The 14,368-nt window shown below is 59.1% G+C and carries 16 protein-coding genes, 1 tRNA gene and 1 riboswitch; of the genes, 15 read left to right on the top strand and 2 right to left on the bottom strand.

Annotated features, from left to right (window positions below):
* Positions 1 to 89: 89 nt before the first annotated feature.
* Positions 90 to 548 (bottom strand): transcriptional regulator NrdR, encoded by a 459-nt coding sequence (gene nrdR / locus ACFPOU_RS05075; RefSeq protein WP_379717864.1) that lies wholly within the window; start codon positions 546 to 548, stop codon positions 90 to 92.
* Between the two features lie 105 nt (positions 549 to 653).
* Entirely contained in the window at positions 654 to 1,901 is a 1,248-nt protein-coding gene (gene glyA / locus ACFPOU_RS05070; protein ID WP_379717862.1) for a serine hydroxymethyltransferase, read from the bottom strand.
* Between the two features lie 127 nt (positions 1,902 to 2,028).
* Positions 2,029 to 2,138, bottom strand: a riboswitch (ZMP/ZTP riboswitch).
* Positions 2,139 to 2,278: 140 nt separating this feature from the next.
* On the opposite strand from glyA, the gene ACFPOU_RS05065 reads away from it, so the two are divergent.
* The 15 genes from ACFPOU_RS05065 (at position 2,279) to ACFPOU_RS05000 (ending at position 14,080) form a co-directional block, all read left to right on the top strand.
* A complete protein-coding gene (locus ACFPOU_RS05065; protein WP_379717860.1) occupies positions 2,279 to 3,025 on the top strand; it encodes an SDR family oxidoreductase in 747 nt (248 codons plus the stop codon).
* A gap of 239 nt (positions 3,026 to 3,264) precedes the next feature.
* Positions 3,265 to 3,669, top strand: a complete 405-nt coding sequence (gene ybgC / locus ACFPOU_RS05060; protein WP_379717858.1) for a tol-pal system-associated acyl-CoA thioesterase — start codon at positions 3,265 to 3,267, stop codon at positions 3,667 to 3,669.
* A 24-nt stretch (positions 3,670 to 3,693) separates the two neighbouring features.
* Positions 3,694 to 4,377 (top strand): protein TolQ, encoded by a 684-nt coding sequence (gene tolQ / locus ACFPOU_RS05055; RefSeq protein ID WP_192054914.1) that lies wholly within the window; start codon positions 3,694 to 3,696, stop codon positions 4,375 to 4,377.
* A 23-nt stretch (positions 4,378 to 4,400) separates the two neighbouring features.
* On the top strand, positions 4,401 to 4,832 hold the full coding sequence (locus tag ACFPOU_RS05050; protein WP_379717856.1) for a biopolymer transporter ExbD: 432 nt from the start codon (positions 4,401 to 4,403) through the stop codon (positions 4,830 to 4,832).
* 4 nt (positions 4,833 to 4,836) lie between these two features.
* A complete protein-coding gene (tolA, locus tag ACFPOU_RS05045) occupies positions 4,837 to 5,859 on the top strand; it encodes a cell envelope integrity protein TolA (RefSeq protein WP_379717854.1) in 1,023 nt (340 codons plus the stop codon).
* A gap of 34 nt (positions 5,860 to 5,893) precedes the next feature.
* Positions 5,894 to 7,159: a Tol-Pal system beta propeller repeat protein TolB gene (gene tolB, locus ACFPOU_RS05040; RefSeq protein WP_379717852.1), complete on the top strand. Its 1,266-nt coding sequence runs from the start codon at positions 5,894 to 5,896 to the stop codon at positions 7,157 to 7,159.
* Between the two features lie 49 nt (positions 7,160 to 7,208).
* Positions 7,209 to 7,730: a peptidoglycan-associated lipoprotein Pal gene (gene pal, locus ACFPOU_RS05035; RefSeq protein ID WP_379717850.1), complete on the top strand. Its 522-nt coding sequence runs from the start codon at positions 7,209 to 7,211 to the stop codon at positions 7,728 to 7,730.
* A gap of 97 nt (positions 7,731 to 7,827) precedes the next feature.
* Complete coding sequence (ybgF, locus tag ACFPOU_RS05030) at positions 7,828 to 8,583, top strand: tol-pal system protein YbgF (protein ID WP_379717848.1); 756 nt, start codon at positions 7,828 to 7,830, stop codon at positions 8,581 to 8,583.
* 83 nt (positions 8,584 to 8,666) lie between these two features.
* A tRNA-Lys gene (locus tag ACFPOU_RS05025) sits at positions 8,667 to 8,742 on the top strand.
* Between the two features lie 719 nt (positions 8,743 to 9,461).
* Complete coding sequence (locus tag ACFPOU_RS05020; protein WP_379717846.1) at positions 9,462 to 9,680, top strand: hypothetical protein; 219 nt, start codon at positions 9,462 to 9,464, stop codon at positions 9,678 to 9,680.
* A 37-nt stretch (positions 9,681 to 9,717) separates the two neighbouring features.
* Entirely contained in the window at positions 9,718 to 10,479 is a 762-nt protein-coding gene (locus ACFPOU_RS05015; protein WP_379717844.1) for a hypothetical protein, read from the top strand.
* A 252-nt stretch (positions 10,480 to 10,731) separates the two neighbouring features.
* Positions 10,732 to 11,163, top strand: a complete 432-nt coding sequence (locus tag ACFPOU_RS23840) for a GFA family protein (RefSeq protein ID WP_465263281.1) — start codon at positions 10,732 to 10,734, stop codon at positions 11,161 to 11,163.
* A gap of 260 nt (positions 11,164 to 11,423) precedes the next feature.
* Positions 11,424 to 12,161 carry a hypothetical protein gene (locus ACFPOU_RS05010; RefSeq protein ID WP_379717842.1) on the top strand — a complete coding sequence of 246 codons (738 nt, stop codon included), beginning with the start codon at positions 11,424 to 11,426 and terminating at the stop codon, positions 12,159 to 12,161.
* A gap of 277 nt (positions 12,162 to 12,438) precedes the next feature.
* Positions 12,439 to 13,230, top strand: coding sequence for a PhzF family phenazine biosynthesis protein (locus tag ACFPOU_RS05005; RefSeq protein ID WP_379717840.1), 792 nt, complete (start codon positions 12,439 to 12,441; stop codon positions 13,228 to 13,230).
* Positions 13,231 to 13,582: 352 nt separating this feature from the next.
* Entirely contained in the window at positions 13,583 to 14,080 is a 498-nt protein-coding gene (locus ACFPOU_RS05000; RefSeq protein ID WP_379717838.1) for an SF0329 family protein, read from the top strand.
* Positions 14,081 to 14,368 lie beyond the last annotated feature (288 nt).

Below are 14,368 nucleotides of genomic sequence, written 5' to 3'. Positions count from 1 at the left end.
CAATGCGCGCGAGCTGAGAAGGTAGCAGCGGGACAGGGTGCCCGGCTGCGCTGGCTCAAGCGTGCGCGGCCGGGTGAAGCGGACTTGATCTAGTTGCGTGGGTGGCCGACTTCGGCCAGCGCCTGCTGGAACTCTGCCAGATCCTTGAAGTCTTTATAGACGGAGGCAAAGCGGATGTAGGCGATCTCGTCGAGCCGCTTGAGCTCCTGCATCACGAGCTCGCCGACATGGCCGGTATCGACTTCGCGGCGTCCGCTGGTGAGCAGCTTTTCCTCGATCGAGGCCACGGCGGCGTCGATGGCTTCGGCCGAGACCGGGCGCTTGCGCAGCGCCAGCATCAGGCTGCCGCGCAGCTTGTGGCTGGCAAACTCGGTACGGCTGCCGTTTTTCTTGACGATGATCGGCATCGACAGTTCGATGCGTTCATAGGTGGTGAAGCGCTTGTCGCATTGCGCGCAGCGGCGCCGGCGCCGGATGGCGTCGCCCTCCTCGGATACGCGCGTATCGAGGACCTGGGTGTCTTCATGCTGGCAGAACGGACATTTCATGGGCGCCGATGGTGCGATGGTGATGCAAAGGAAGGGCAAGCGGAATATCCGCCCGCCCTTCCTGGACTCTACTACGTTTCGAGCAAGGATACTCGCCGTTGCGAATTACGCTGCGTACACCGGATATTTGTCGGTCAACAATTTCACTTCCGCCTTCACGCGCTCGATGGTCGCGGCATCGTGCGGGCTGTCGAGCACGTCGGCAATCAGGTGGCCGACCCGGGTGGCGTCTTCTTCCTTGAAGCCGCGCGTCGTGAACGCCGGGCTGCCCAGGCGGATACCCGAGGTCACGAACGGCTTTTGCGGGTCGTTCGGGATGCCGTTCTTGTTGCAGGTCATGTGCGCCTGACCAAGGATGGCTTCGGCTTCCTTGCCGGTCAAGCCCTTGGCGCGCAGGTCGACCAGCATCACGTGCGACTCGGTGCGGCCCGACACGATGCGCAGGCCGCGTGCGATGAGCGCGTCGGCCAGGGCCTTGGCGTTCTTTACGACTTGCTGCTGGTAAGCCTTGAATTCGGGCTGGAGCGCTTCCTGGAAGGCCACGGCCTTGCCGGCGATCACGTGCATCAGCGGACCGCCCTGGATGCCGGGGAAGATAGCCGAGTTGATCTGCTTCTCGAACTCGGCCTTCATCAGGATGATGCCGCCGCGCGGGCCGCGCAGCGACTTGTGCGTGGTCGAGGTGACGAAGTCGGCGTAAGGCACCGGGTTCGGATATTCGCCGGCGGCGATCAGGCCGGCGTAGTGGGCCATGTCGACCATGAAGTACGCACCGACTTCCCTGGCGACTTTTGCGAAGCGCTCGAAATCGATGCGCAGGGCAAAGGCCGAGGCGCCGGCAATGATCATCTTCGGCTTGTGTTCGCGCGCCAGGGCTTCCATGGCCTCGTAGTCGATGTCTTCTTCCGCGGTCAGGCCATACGAGATGACGTTGAACCATTTACCGGACATGTTCAGCGCCATGCCGTGGGTCAGGTGGCCGCCTTCGGCCAGCGACATGCCCATGATGGTGTCGCCCGGCTTGAGCATGGCGAAGAAGACGCCCTGGTTCGCCTGCGAACCCGAGTTCGGCTGCACGTTGGCGCTTTCCGCGCCGAACAGTTGCTTGACGCGGTCGATCGCCAGCTGCTCGGCGACGTCGACATATTCGCAGCCGCCGTAGTAACGCTTGCCCGGATAGCCTTCGGCATATTTATTCGTGAGCTGGGAGCCCTGGGCTTCCATCACGGCCGGCGAGGTGTAGTTCTCGGACGCGATCAGCTCGATGTGATCTTGCTGACGGGTGTTTTCCTTCTGGATGGCGTCCCACAGTTCCGGGTCAACCTTGGCCAGCGTGTGATCTTTTGCAAACATGAACAAAACTCCAATCGATAAGAGAACCGGACAACGGCAGTGCTGGATCGGCAAGAGGCCGGCAAGCGACAGGTGCGCGACAGGCAATGCACCGAATGGCGATGCATCGCATGCGCGCGAACCCATTGTCGGTTGCCCAGGCGAACGGCGGATGGAATCTCACGCTCCCCGGTGGGTGCCCACCTTTGCGCAATGCTGGAACAGCGGCTGCGTTCTTCGCCAGTTACGTGAGACATAAATGGACTCAGGATTGTATGTGAACTGTCCGCCGAGGGCAAGGAAAGCCCTGCCTGCCTGGCAACTGCGCGGGCGCGCCGGCCGACATGGTCGTTTCGGCTACAATTCCATGAAAGAACCGCCAACCGAGGAATTCCACCATGATCGTTTTCATCACCGGCGCTTCCGCCGGATTCGGCGCCGAGATGGCACGCACCTTCGTTCGCAATGGCCACCAGGTCGTGATGGCGGCACGCCGGCGGGAACGCCTCGAAGCGCTCGCGGCCGAACTGGGCGAATCGGCGCTGCCGGTCGAGATGGATGTGACGGACAAGGCCTCGATCGAGCAGGCGCTGGCCATGCTGCCGCAGTCCTGGCGCCAGATCGACGTCCTCATCAACAACGCCGGCCTCGCCCTCGGCACCGCGCCGGCCCACGAGGCGCCGCTGGAGGACTGGGAAACCATGATCGCCACCAATTGCAAGGGACTGGTGACGATGACGCGCGCCCTCCTCCCTTCCATGGTCGAGCGCGGCAACGGCCTGGTGATCAACCTGGGTTCGGTGGCCGGCCACTACCCCTACCCGGGCGGCAACGTGTACGGCGCCACCAAGGCCTTCGTCGAACAGTTCACCCTGAACCTGCGCGCCGATCTGGTCGGCACCGGCGTGCGCGCGACCAACCTGGCGCCGGGACTGTGCGGCGGCACCGAGTTCTCGAACGTGCGCTTCAAGGGCAACGACCAAGCCGCGGCGAAGGTGTACGAAGGCACGACGCCCCTGACGGCCAAGGATATTGCCGAGACCGCTTATTGGATCGCGACGCTGCCGGCGCATATCAATATCAACAGCATCGAGATGATGCCGACCTGCCAGGGGTTCGCGCCCTTCAATATCAAACGGGTGTGATACGGGTGCGGCCGACCAGGCTAGCAATTTCTTTCTGGCAGCAGTCCGTCGGCATCCGCTTCGATAATTGTGAGAAAGTGTTACAGTTATTGTCCTGACAGCGTCCCGTCTCGTCTACTACGCCGCGCTTCCCGGATTTCAGCCGAACCCATCGCCACGCCGCCCCGGCAACGTGTTTGCTAGCGCGCCGATGCGCGCATGGCGTAAAATGTTTCCTATTATCATTTATGGCAGGACAAATGCCTTCGCTTTTCACCTGGACGGTTCGCGTCTATTACGAAGATACGGACGCGGGCGGTGTCGTGTTCTACGCGAACTACCTGAAGTTTTTCGAACGGGCGCGCACTGAATGGCTGCGCGCCGCCGGCGTCGACCAGCAGGCCCTGATGGACCGCGAGGGTGCCGCCTTCGTCGTCAGGAGCGCCGCCATCGAGTACCATGCGCCGGCCCGGCTCGACGACGAAATCACCCTGACCTCGAGCGTGGCCAAGCTCGGCCGCGCCTCGGTCCAGTTCGTCCAGAAAGCCTATAAAGGCGAGCGTTTGCTGGCCGAAGCGCAGGTCAAGGTCGGCTGCGTCGACATCGCCACAGTACGCCCGCGCTCGCTACCTGCCGACGTGGCTGATAAAATGCGTGCCGCCTGATCCATTCACACCGATTGCTACCCGATGACACCAACCCACGACCTCTCCTTCCTGGCCCTAATCAGCAATGCGCACCTGATCGTGCAGCTCATCATGCTGTTGCTGCTCGTGTTGTCCGTGGTCAGCTGGTCGTACATCTTCCGCAAACTGTTCGCCATTCGCGCCGCCCGCCGCCAGACCGAGCAGTTCGAACGCAGCTTCTGGGCCGGCGGCAACCTCCATACCCTGCACCAGTCCGCCTCCGCCCAGCGCGACCAGAGCGGTCCGCTGGCACGCATCTTCGAAGCCGGCATGGGCGAATTCATCAAGGGCAAGCAAGCCTCGCGCGATGCGCTCGACATGGGCGCCGTGCTCGACGGCTCGCGCCGCGCGATGCGCGCCGCTTTCCAGCGCGAACTCGACGGCCTCGACCTGCACCTGAACTTCCTGGCCTCGGTCGGTTCGGTGTCCCCGTACATCGGCCTGCTGGGCACGGTCTGGGGCATCATGAACGCCTTCCGCGGCCTGGCCAGCGTCCAGCAAGCCACGCTGGCAGTCGTCGCGCCCGGCATTGCCGAAGCACTGATCGCGACGGCCATCGGCCTGTTCGCGGCAATTCCGGCCGTCGTTGCCTATAACCGCTTCACGCACGACATCGACCGTCTCGCAACCCGCTTCGAGAGCTTCGTCGAGGAATTCTCGAACATCCTGCAGCGCCAGTCGCGCTGATTGCCGAGTCCAGAGGATCCACCATGGCATTTTCCAGCAGCATGCGCGGCGGACGCCGCAGCAAACTCAAGTCCGAGATCAACGTCGTTCCCTACATCGACGTGATGCTGGTGCTGCTCATCATTTTCATGGCGGTGCCGGCCAACGTGACGCCGAACGTGGTGAACCTGCCGAGCGCGGAAAAATCCGCGCTGCCGCCGGACACCTATATCCACATCACCGTCAAGCCCGACGCCACGCTGGCGATCGGCGTGAGCGGCAAGGAAACCATCGCCGCCGAGACGATGCCCGACCGCCCCGCCCTGCTGGCCCGCCTGCGCGAGCTGCACGCGGACAACCCCGACTACCCGGTGATGATCGCCGGCGACCGCGACAGCAAGTACGCCGAAGTCATCGAACTGGTTTCCGCATCGAAGAAACTGGGGATTCACCGCGTCGGCCTGGCCACCCAGTAACACCATGTCCGCAATGAAGCCCGCACTGAACGGTCAATACACGCTGCCGCCGGAACCGAACCGTGTGCCCGCGATCCTGCTGGCGCTGGCGGTGCATGCCTTGCTGCTGGCCTTCCTGTGGGTCGGCATCAGCTGGCAGAACACCGAGCCGCCCGTGGTCGAGGCCGAAGTCTGGGACATGAAGGTAGAGTCCGCCGCCGCGCCCGCCCTGCCGCCGCCGCCCCCGCCGCCGCCGCAGGAAGTGCGCGCGCCGGAGCCGGCCCCGGTCGAGCCGCCGCCGCCGCCGCCGAAGGCCGCCGAGCCGGAACCCGTGAAGCCGGCCGCGCCGGACATCAACCTGGAGCGCGAGAAGAAACTGGCCGAGCAAAAGATCGAGCGCGAACTGGAGAAGAAACGCGCACTGGCGGAGAACAAGGAACGCGAAGCGTTGAAAGCCAAGGAACTGGCTGACAAGAAAGCGCTTGAGAAAAAACTCGCCGAGAAGAAGGAACTCGAGAAGAAGGAACTCGAGAAGAAGGAACTCGAGAAGAAAGAGCTCGATAAGAAGGAACTCGAGAAGAAGGCAGCCGACAAAAAGCTGCTTGCCGAGGCCGAGAAGAAAAAAGTCGCCGCCGACAAGGCCGCGAAGGCGAAGGCGGAAGCGGCCGAGCAGGCCAAGCTCGACAAGCTGCGCGACGAGGAACTCAAGCGCATCACCGGCGCCGCCGGCAGCGCGGGCAGCGCACAGAAGTCGAGCGCGCCGAAAATCGATGCCGGCTATGTCGCCAAACTGACCGCCCTCATCAAGAGCAACACGACCTTTGCCGGCAGCACCGATGTGCCGGGCAATCCGAAAGTCGTCTTCAAGGTCGAGCTGCTGCCGACGGGCGAGATCCTGTCGGTACGCATGACCAGGAGCAGCGGCGTGCCGCAGTTCGACGATGCGGTGGAGCGCGGCATTAACAAGTCCTCACCGCTTCCAAAGAAGAAAGATGGTACGGTGGAGCGCACTATTGTGGTCAATTTCTCCATGAAAGACCTGGACTGACCGCCTTGAACAATCTTTGCCGAGAAAAGAACGCATGAAAAAACTTCATTATTTAATCTTCAGCGCCACCCTGATGATCGGGTCGGCGGCCAATGCCCAGCTTCAAGTTGAAATCGCCGGCGTCGGCGGCAACCAGATTCCCGTCGCCGTCGCCGCCTTTGCCGACGAAGCGATGGCCCCGAGCGAAGTCTCGGCCATCATCCGTGCCGACCTCGAGCGCAGCGGCGTATTCAAGGTCATCAATGCCGGCCAGGTCATCAGCGACAGCGCCAGTATCGACGCCGGCGCCTGGAAAGCGCGCGGCGCCGATGCCCTCGTGGTCGGCAGCGTGCAGAAGCAGCCGGACGGCCGCTTCGCCGTGCGTTACAAACTCTACGACACGGTCAAGGGCAGCCAGCTCTCGCAGCTGGGCGGCGAAGTCCAGCCGAAATACACGCGCCTGCAGGCGCACCGCATCGCCGACGATGTCTACGAGAAGCTGACCGGCACGCGCGGCATCTTCTCCACCCGCATCGCCTACGTGAAGGAAAACCGGGCCGCGCGCCAGTACGCGCTGGCCGTGGCCGACGCCGACGGCGAGAACGAGATCGTCGCCGTCAGCGGCCGCGAGCCGATCATCTCGCCGGCCTGGTCGCCCGACGGCGGCCGTGTCGCGTATGTCTCCTTCGAAGACCGCAAACCGGTCATCTACATGCAGGACCTGGTCACCGGCAAGCGCCGCGTGATCGCCAACGAAAAAGGCAGCAACTCGGCGCCGTCGTGGTCGCCGGACGGCACCAAGCTGGCCATCGCCTTGTCGAAATCGGGCAGCTACCAGGTGTACGTGGTCAATGCCGACGGTTCGGGCGTGCGCCGCGTCTCCAACAGCAACGGCATCGACACCGAACCGCAGTTCTCCGCCGACGGCCAGAGCCTGTATTTCACGAGCGACCGCAGCGGCGGGCCGCAGATCTACAAGATGAGCGTTTCGGGCGGCAACGCTACCCGCGTCACCTTCAACGGCAACTACAACATCAGCCCGCGCGTGTCTCCGGACGGCAAGACCCTGGCCTGGATTTCCCAGCGCGACGGCGGCTACTCCCTCTTCGCGAAGGACCTGGCCAGCGGCCAGGAATTGCGCCTGGCCGATGGGGCCACCGAACCGAGTTTTTCGCCGAACGGCAAATACATCATGTATGCGAGCAAGGGCGGCGGGCGTGCCTCGCTGGCCGTCGTCTCCACTGATGGCCGCGTCAAGCAGCGCTTGACGGCCAACGCGGGAAACATTCGGGAACCCAGTTGGGGCCCCTTCATGAAGTAAAAGAACTTAGTTACTAAGTAATCACCAACCAAGACCAGGAGAGAAATTCATGCGCAACGTTAAGAGTGTAGCTTTCATCATCGCCACTGCAGCCCTGCTTGCAGCCTGCAAGACCCCAACGCCAGTCGCCGAGCCGACCGTCGTCGAGCGCCAGCCATCGGCACCGGCCGCCGCCGACACCCGCGACATCCGTCCGGTCGAAACCGCGACCGTCGATCCGCTGAACGATCCGAAGGGCGTGCTGGCCAACCGCAGCGTCTACTTCGATTTCGACAGCTATGTCGTGCGTGAAGATGGCAAGCCGGTCGTGTCGAACCACTCGAACTACTTGAATCAGAACAAGTCGCGCAAGGTCCTGATCCAGGGTAACACCGACGATCGCGGCGGCAGCGAATACAACCTGGCCCTGGGCCAGAAGCGCGCCGAGGCCGTGCGCCGCTCGATGTCGACCCTGGGCGTGGCCGAGAGCCAGATGGAAGCCGTCTCGCTGGGCGAAGAAAAGCCGAAGGCAACCGGTTCGGGCGAAGCGGCCTGGGCTGAAAACCGTCGCGCGGACATCGTCTATCAGTAATCCTTAAGCTTCGGCGAATTGACAGCGGGGCGGGCGCAGTGCAGACTGCTACCGCCCCGTTTTCCATTGCAACACTGGTAAAGAAAGAACTACGACAATGATCAAATGGTCCCCGCCCCGTCTTGCCTGCCTGGTGCTGGCCGCCTGGCTGCCGCTGCAGGCGTCCGCCGGCATCCTGGACGACGCTGAAGCGCGCCGCGCGATCATCGACCTGCGCGCGAAAGTCGACGCCATCACGCGCGACCTAACTACCCGTCTCGACGCCAAATCGGACAAGACCGCGACGCTCGACATCCTGAACCAGCACGAACAGACCCTGGCCGAAATCGCCAAGCTGCGCGGCCAGATCGAAGTGCTGACCAACGAAGTGAGCAAGGCCCAGAACAACCAGCGCACGCTCTACGCCGACCTCGACGCGCGCATCAAGAAGCTCGAGCCGCGCAGCGAGACGATCGATGGCGAAACGGCGCAGGTGCTGCCGACCGAGAAGCAGGCCTACGAGGCGGCGATGGCGAACTTCACCGCGCGCGACTACAAGGCCGCCGCCGCCGCGCTGCAGGACTTCGTCAAGCGCTACCCGGATTCGGCCTATGCGTCGAACGCCCAGTACTGGCTCGGCAACGCCTACTATGCGCTGCGCGACTACAAGAACGCGATCGCCGCCCAGGAAGTGGTCACCACCACCTACGGCAGCAGCGCCAAGGCGCCGGACGCGATGCTCAACATCGCCACCAGCTATGCCGAACTGAAGGACAAGGTCAAGGCCAGGAAGACCTTGCAGACCCTGGTGGCCAGGTTCCCGGATTCGCAAGCCGCGCAGTCCGCGAAGGACCGCCTGGCTGCGCTCAAATAAGGCCTGCCAGCAACATTGAGGCGTCCGATCCGCGACTGAGGTTTGACAGCACGACGACGCCCCCCTATAATCTTGCTTCTTTCGGGTCGTTAGCTCAGCTGGTAGAGCAGCGGACTTTTAATCCGTTGGTCGCAGGTTCGAATCCCGCACGGCCTACCACGAATTACCAAGAAGCCCACGAATTTCGGTTCGTGGGCTTTTTGCGTTCTGGTCGCTCTCTGGTCGCTTCGGAAAACGTTTGATCTCGTCCGGTCCACGGTGGGTGGACTGTCCGCCCCCAATTGGGCAGGTCTAAATCGGCCCTCGGACGTGGAAATTGAGCCGTTTTGAGGAGCATAGCAGTGGCTGCGAAGGGTCCCCTGTCATCTGTCCAATCTTCCCCTCGCCTTTCCCCAGATCTCACCATCAAAAACGCACCAGCGTTTTCTGTCGCGATTCGGCACGACAGACCTTAGCTGGCCGATTCGCGGCACCTTGACTTGCTACGGCATCAATACACAACTGCTCTGAAAAACTGAGCCGTAGCAAATTTCCGCCCTCGCCCAAAAGCGGCTTTGCTCACAACCACTGACGACGAACTCAAGTCAGCCATGCGGATAAAACTTGAATTGACGCTTGCGGCGGCCACTCATACGGCACGAAAGGTTTAAAATCTATTGCTAGGCTGCTGTACTCGTTCCTAATATCCACCTGAGGGGCTAACTACAAGCTGGTCGGCGGCATTGTTCGTGCTGCTCAATGCCGCCGAGTTGCTTAAAAAATGCGTGCGCCCGCCTTTCTGTAGAGATACGGAGCTAAATATTGCAATGCCTTAACAATTTACCTAAACTGTGTGCGCGGCTGAAGAGACAGCTCACGCGAACGAAAAAGGATAAAGCATGTTGATCATTAGCGCCGGCGGTGCAGGAGCGCAGATCATTTTAGGCCCGAGGCCGCGCGAAGTTGGTCAATGCGTGTTCGTTAATAATGATGCTCAGGCACTAGCCCGAGTGCCTGATTCAGCAAAACTGCAACTTGGTACGCGAACCTGTGCCGGGATGCCTGCCAAGACGCTGATGGCCGGGGCGCGAGCAGTACACGAATCACTAAGTGTTTAAAGGCGCTTCTTCTGGAGTGGACGCTGGGAGTGGAAGCATGATGATGCTGCCAAACCCCGTCAATCACGGCGTGGCCGAGGTTAATGCCATTTTGTCCGAGCGTTATCGCACAGTGCTCGAAAACCACGACCTCGTAACGATTGCGCGATCTGAAAAATCTGGAGTGCTTTCAGGGCTATTTCTCCCCTCAGTGAATGAGGCATACCTGGAAAGCCGCGTACGCGTAATGCTGATCGGCCAAGAGCCGAGAAAATGGGGTAAGGACTTGCACGCGCTTGCGGCAGAAGCGGGCTTACCCGCAGCGCTTGGCCCATACGTGGAAACTCAGATGGCGGCCTACCATAAAACTGCTTCGATGCCGGCGCGTAAATTCCGTTTTCGACAGTTCCATTTCCAGTTACACGCCAGCTTGCGGAACCACGTTGGATCAGGTCACAACGCGATCTTTTGGGGGAACTTGCTTTGCATGAGCCGCAAAGGTGGATCGCCTAGGAAGGCATCAGAAATCGCTCGCATAGCCGCTCTTTCCAGAGACCTTCTTAAAGTTCAGTTCGAAGTTCTGGAGCCGCAACTAATCGTATTCGCAACTGGCTACAGCTACGACGGATTCCTTAAGGACCAGATCGAGCACGATTACACAACTCTGCCTGGTCTAAAACCGAAGCACTACTGGCCGTTTGCAGTGCAAAAATCTGGTGTTAACGCTTGGCGGGTACGACACCCACGACGTCTAACCAAAGAAATCAGAAATGAATTGCTTCATGCTGTTGGTGTCGCCGCAGCCTTGTGTCGCGACTAAGAGCGCCTAACAAAACCCTCTAGTTGCTCAGCAGGCAACAGCCGAGTACACTGAGCCGTGCCGACCGTCCGCTATCGGCCCAGGCTGTGTAAAAACGCAAAACGGACAACAGGCCGGCGACACTCGGCCTCTCAGAACGCTCTCCAAGGCGTTTTCTCAAGGTCGGGAATGGTAAAGAGACCCCTGAAAACGCCCAGATCTCGCGTTTTTACACAGCCTGGGCCATGACCGGACGTTGATGTTCCAGACTAAATGAGCGAGAAGTGCATAGGTTCGGGAGGTAAGTTGAAGACATATCACGGAAGTTGCCATTGCGGCGTCGTTCGTTTTGAAGCTGATATCGACCTGAGCAAAGGTGCCATTCGTTGCAACTGCTCGATATGCGTTAAGGCACGGTTCTGGCCAGCGATTATTGCCCCGCGCGCTTTCAGACTGCTGAGCGGCGATTCATCGCTCACAAAGTACCAATTTCACACCAAAACGGACCAACATCTATTCTGCATGTTCTGTGGCATACGGTCCTTCGGAATTGGTCGCTCGCCCAGATGGGGCGAGTTCTACGCAGTGAACGTTACATGTTTGGACGACGTGACAGATGATGAGCTGACAAAGATCCCGGTGACTTACTTGAATGGTCGGGACGACAATTGGGATGCTCCTCCACTGCACACGGGCTACCTGTAGAACGCCTCCTTGGAACGGCAGCTTCGGGTCCAGGCTGTGTAAAAACGCGAGATCTGGGCGTTTTCAGGGGTCTCTTTACCATTCCCGACCTTGAGAGCGTTCTGAGAGGCCGAGTGTCTCCGGCATGTTGTCCGTTTTGCGTTTTTACACAGCCTGGGCCAGAAGCGGACTTGAGCGTCAGCGGTCAGTTGCTATCTTGACATCTCAATCATATACTGTCATCACGCAACGTTGTACCTTAACAAAATTCCAGGATAGATATGCTCCGACTTTTAGCTGTAATTTTTTTCACGCTGCTAGCCTTTGTAGCCCGTGCGGATGACTTAGAGGATGCTGATAAGGCGTGGTCGCCCGGTAAGCCATGGCCTGCTCACTGGGGCTTAATAACCTATCCTTATCCAGAGGCTTTGAATACCGTAATGGTTGCATTTGTCAACAAAGTGTATGGCGCTAACGAAGCCGCAGACACATGGGTTAAAGACATACCGTACGTACATCAACAAGACGCGGCTGTAGAAATTTGTGCGTTCAAACGTGGTTTATTCAAATTAGCGACGCATTGTAAAGCTGCTGTTGTAGACCCAGAAATTCGCGGAACTCTGCAAAAGAACGACCTTGTTGCCTTGTTTTATCCCAACCATGGTACTAAGCGCTTTAGCAGGGGTCCAGGATCAGATGCGCGTACAACCTTGCGGATTTTTCAAAAATTGAGCACCGGGGACGATCCTGCATGTTGGGAAAGCGTATTGATGATTAGTGGCCCAATCGCACCAGTCTGCCGTGATCGGATTGATCGAAACCAAGTTTCGCGTCTTTTGACTCGGGATTTTGGGCCACGTGCGGGGGGAGACTCGATAAATCCTATTGGTACACCTGCAGAAACTGCTTATAGAGTTGGACTAGCGAAGACGTCACCGGACGCTTCGCTTCCACCGCCGGCGCCTACGGCCGCCGATCGAAGTAGTCCAGAAGTTCAGACTAAATCGGAAAATTTCTGATAAGAGTCAGTTGAATGGGGCAGCAGAAACGATTGAATTTGGTCCGCTTCGGATCCAGGCTGTGTAAAAACGCAAAACGGACAACAGGCCGGCGACACTTGGCCTCTCAGAACGCTCTCCAAGGCGTTTTCTCAAGGTCGGGAATGGTAAAGAGACCCCTGAAAACGCCCAGATCTCGCGTTTTTACACAGCCTGGGTCGGTAGCGGACGTTAGAATGGGTCCGCAATCGGCCACAAGCGGCCGGTCGCAAACAACTTTTCAATACGATCAAACACCATGGAAATTCATTCCTTCCGGTGCTTTGGAGCACACGATGGCGAAGGAAACCCGGCTTTGGTAATTGAGGGCGAGTCGTCGTCTTCGAGCGCACGGCAAGCCTTCGCACGTGCTCGCAACGTGACCTGCGTTTGGATCGATCCATCTGATGAGCCTGACGTAATTGCCTCCGTTGATTATTTCTATCCCCACACCCGCAGTCCCCTATGCCTGCATGCAACCTTAGCAGTCGGCCGACGATTGTTCGAGCTCCACGGGGCCGAAGATGAACTGACGGTAAAAACCTCTACGGGCGGGCAGCGACTTGGGTTAACCGCGAACACAAACGATGAGGTATTCGTGCGCCTGCAAGCACAAAACGTGATGCAGCCGGTTATTGCGTCGGATTTAGTTGGGCACCTCATGGAGGTACCTGGGTTGCAGCCAGTGCGCACGCCATTCGTAGCCTCTGTTGGCAGTCCAAAACTGTTAGTTGAGGTAGCGAACACGACCACGTTGTACGACTTGGAACCTAATCTCCCCGCGATTGTGGCATGGAGCAAAGACATCGGTATCAATGGTATTTATGCTTACTGCGCACTCGGTAATGACAGCTATGAGGGTCGTAACTTCAATCACGTTGATCCGAAGTTAGAAGACAGCGCAACTGGAGTCGCCGCTGGTGCTCTATCCTCGATACTGGGTCATGGCGTTACGCTCCTACAAGGCAGAGCAATTGGACGTTCGTGTCGAATACGCACTCGTATCGCCGGTCCCGACATTCTGGTTGGAGGAAGTGTCTACCGTGCCTAAGAACATCTTGGAGCCAGCCTGGAGCGACAAGCTGAGCATTTAAGCTCGACGCTGACCGTCCGGTATGGGTCGGTAGCGGCCGGTCGTGACAGTCGGAGAGTTTGTCGCCTCAGCAACATGCTATGCTGCCTCGACCGGCCGCAATCGGCCCAGGCTGTGTAAAAACGCGAGATCTGGGCGTTTTCAGGGGTCTCTTTACCATTCCCGACCTTGAGAAAACGCCTTGGAGAGCGTTCTGAGAGGCCGAGTGTCGCCGGCCTGTTGTCCGTTTTGCGTTTTTACACAGCCTGGGCCAGGAGCGGACCTTTGTAGTAAATAAACTCAGGTTGAACAATGAAAGAATCGAGGCAGCATGCGATGGTCACAGCTTAAAAAGCAGCTACAGGATCGTTTTGCTGGGAGCGTGGCGGCAAGCATTGATCTCAACCAGACACGATATCGTCATGCTCACGACCAAGAAGGGGAATTCTGGATCAGTTTGCGCGGTAGTCGAATCTTCAGCGCCGGGTCGCTAAGTTATTTGTCTTCGCTTGGAGCCTTGACCGCGAAGAACCGTGCCGATGGGTCTACGCCTGCACAGGCATACGAACTAGCGTGGCCTGTCATGGATTCCAGCGGCCTGTTTCTACTTGAACAGATGAACAAGGATCTGTTCTGCAGTCTCAGCCTGACAGTCGAGGATATGTCGGAACACAACAATCCGGTTATTCGAGCGTTAGCGATCATCGATGCTCCATACGGCAAGCGTCGGCTAGCTGCCTTCGACCCAACTACCCAACATCCTCTTGTTCAGAAATTACACAACACGCGGTGTGAGGCAGAAGGAATTACGGCGCATATCTCATCGTAAACCTGTCTAAAGTGGGTGGCGAGGCAAACACAGGTGCGAACGCGCGCAGGTCTGCTTTGGGTCCAGGCTGTGGAAAAACGCGAAAGTGAAAGCTGGGCTCAGTTGTACCGGGATCACGGCTAAATTTGGAGCGCGGAGAAGCGCTGTGGTGCGTCATAAAGTCTCTTCGACATGAGGTGTACTGTCAATAGCGGACACTCGTGTTTCAAGCCGCCTGCGCCTATTTGCTAAAGGATTCAGCGAACAACGCTGGCGGAACATTGCCAAGGCGTGAGTGACGGCGCTGGC

The sequence above is a fragment of the Massilia jejuensis genome, assembly GCF_042656795.1.
Taxonomy (GTDB): domain Bacteria; phylum Pseudomonadota; class Gammaproteobacteria; order Burkholderiales; family Burkholderiaceae_D; genus Telluria; species Telluria jejuensis.
Note: the sequence above shows the minus strand (reverse complement) of the source record. Positions and strands in the feature narration are given on the sequence as shown.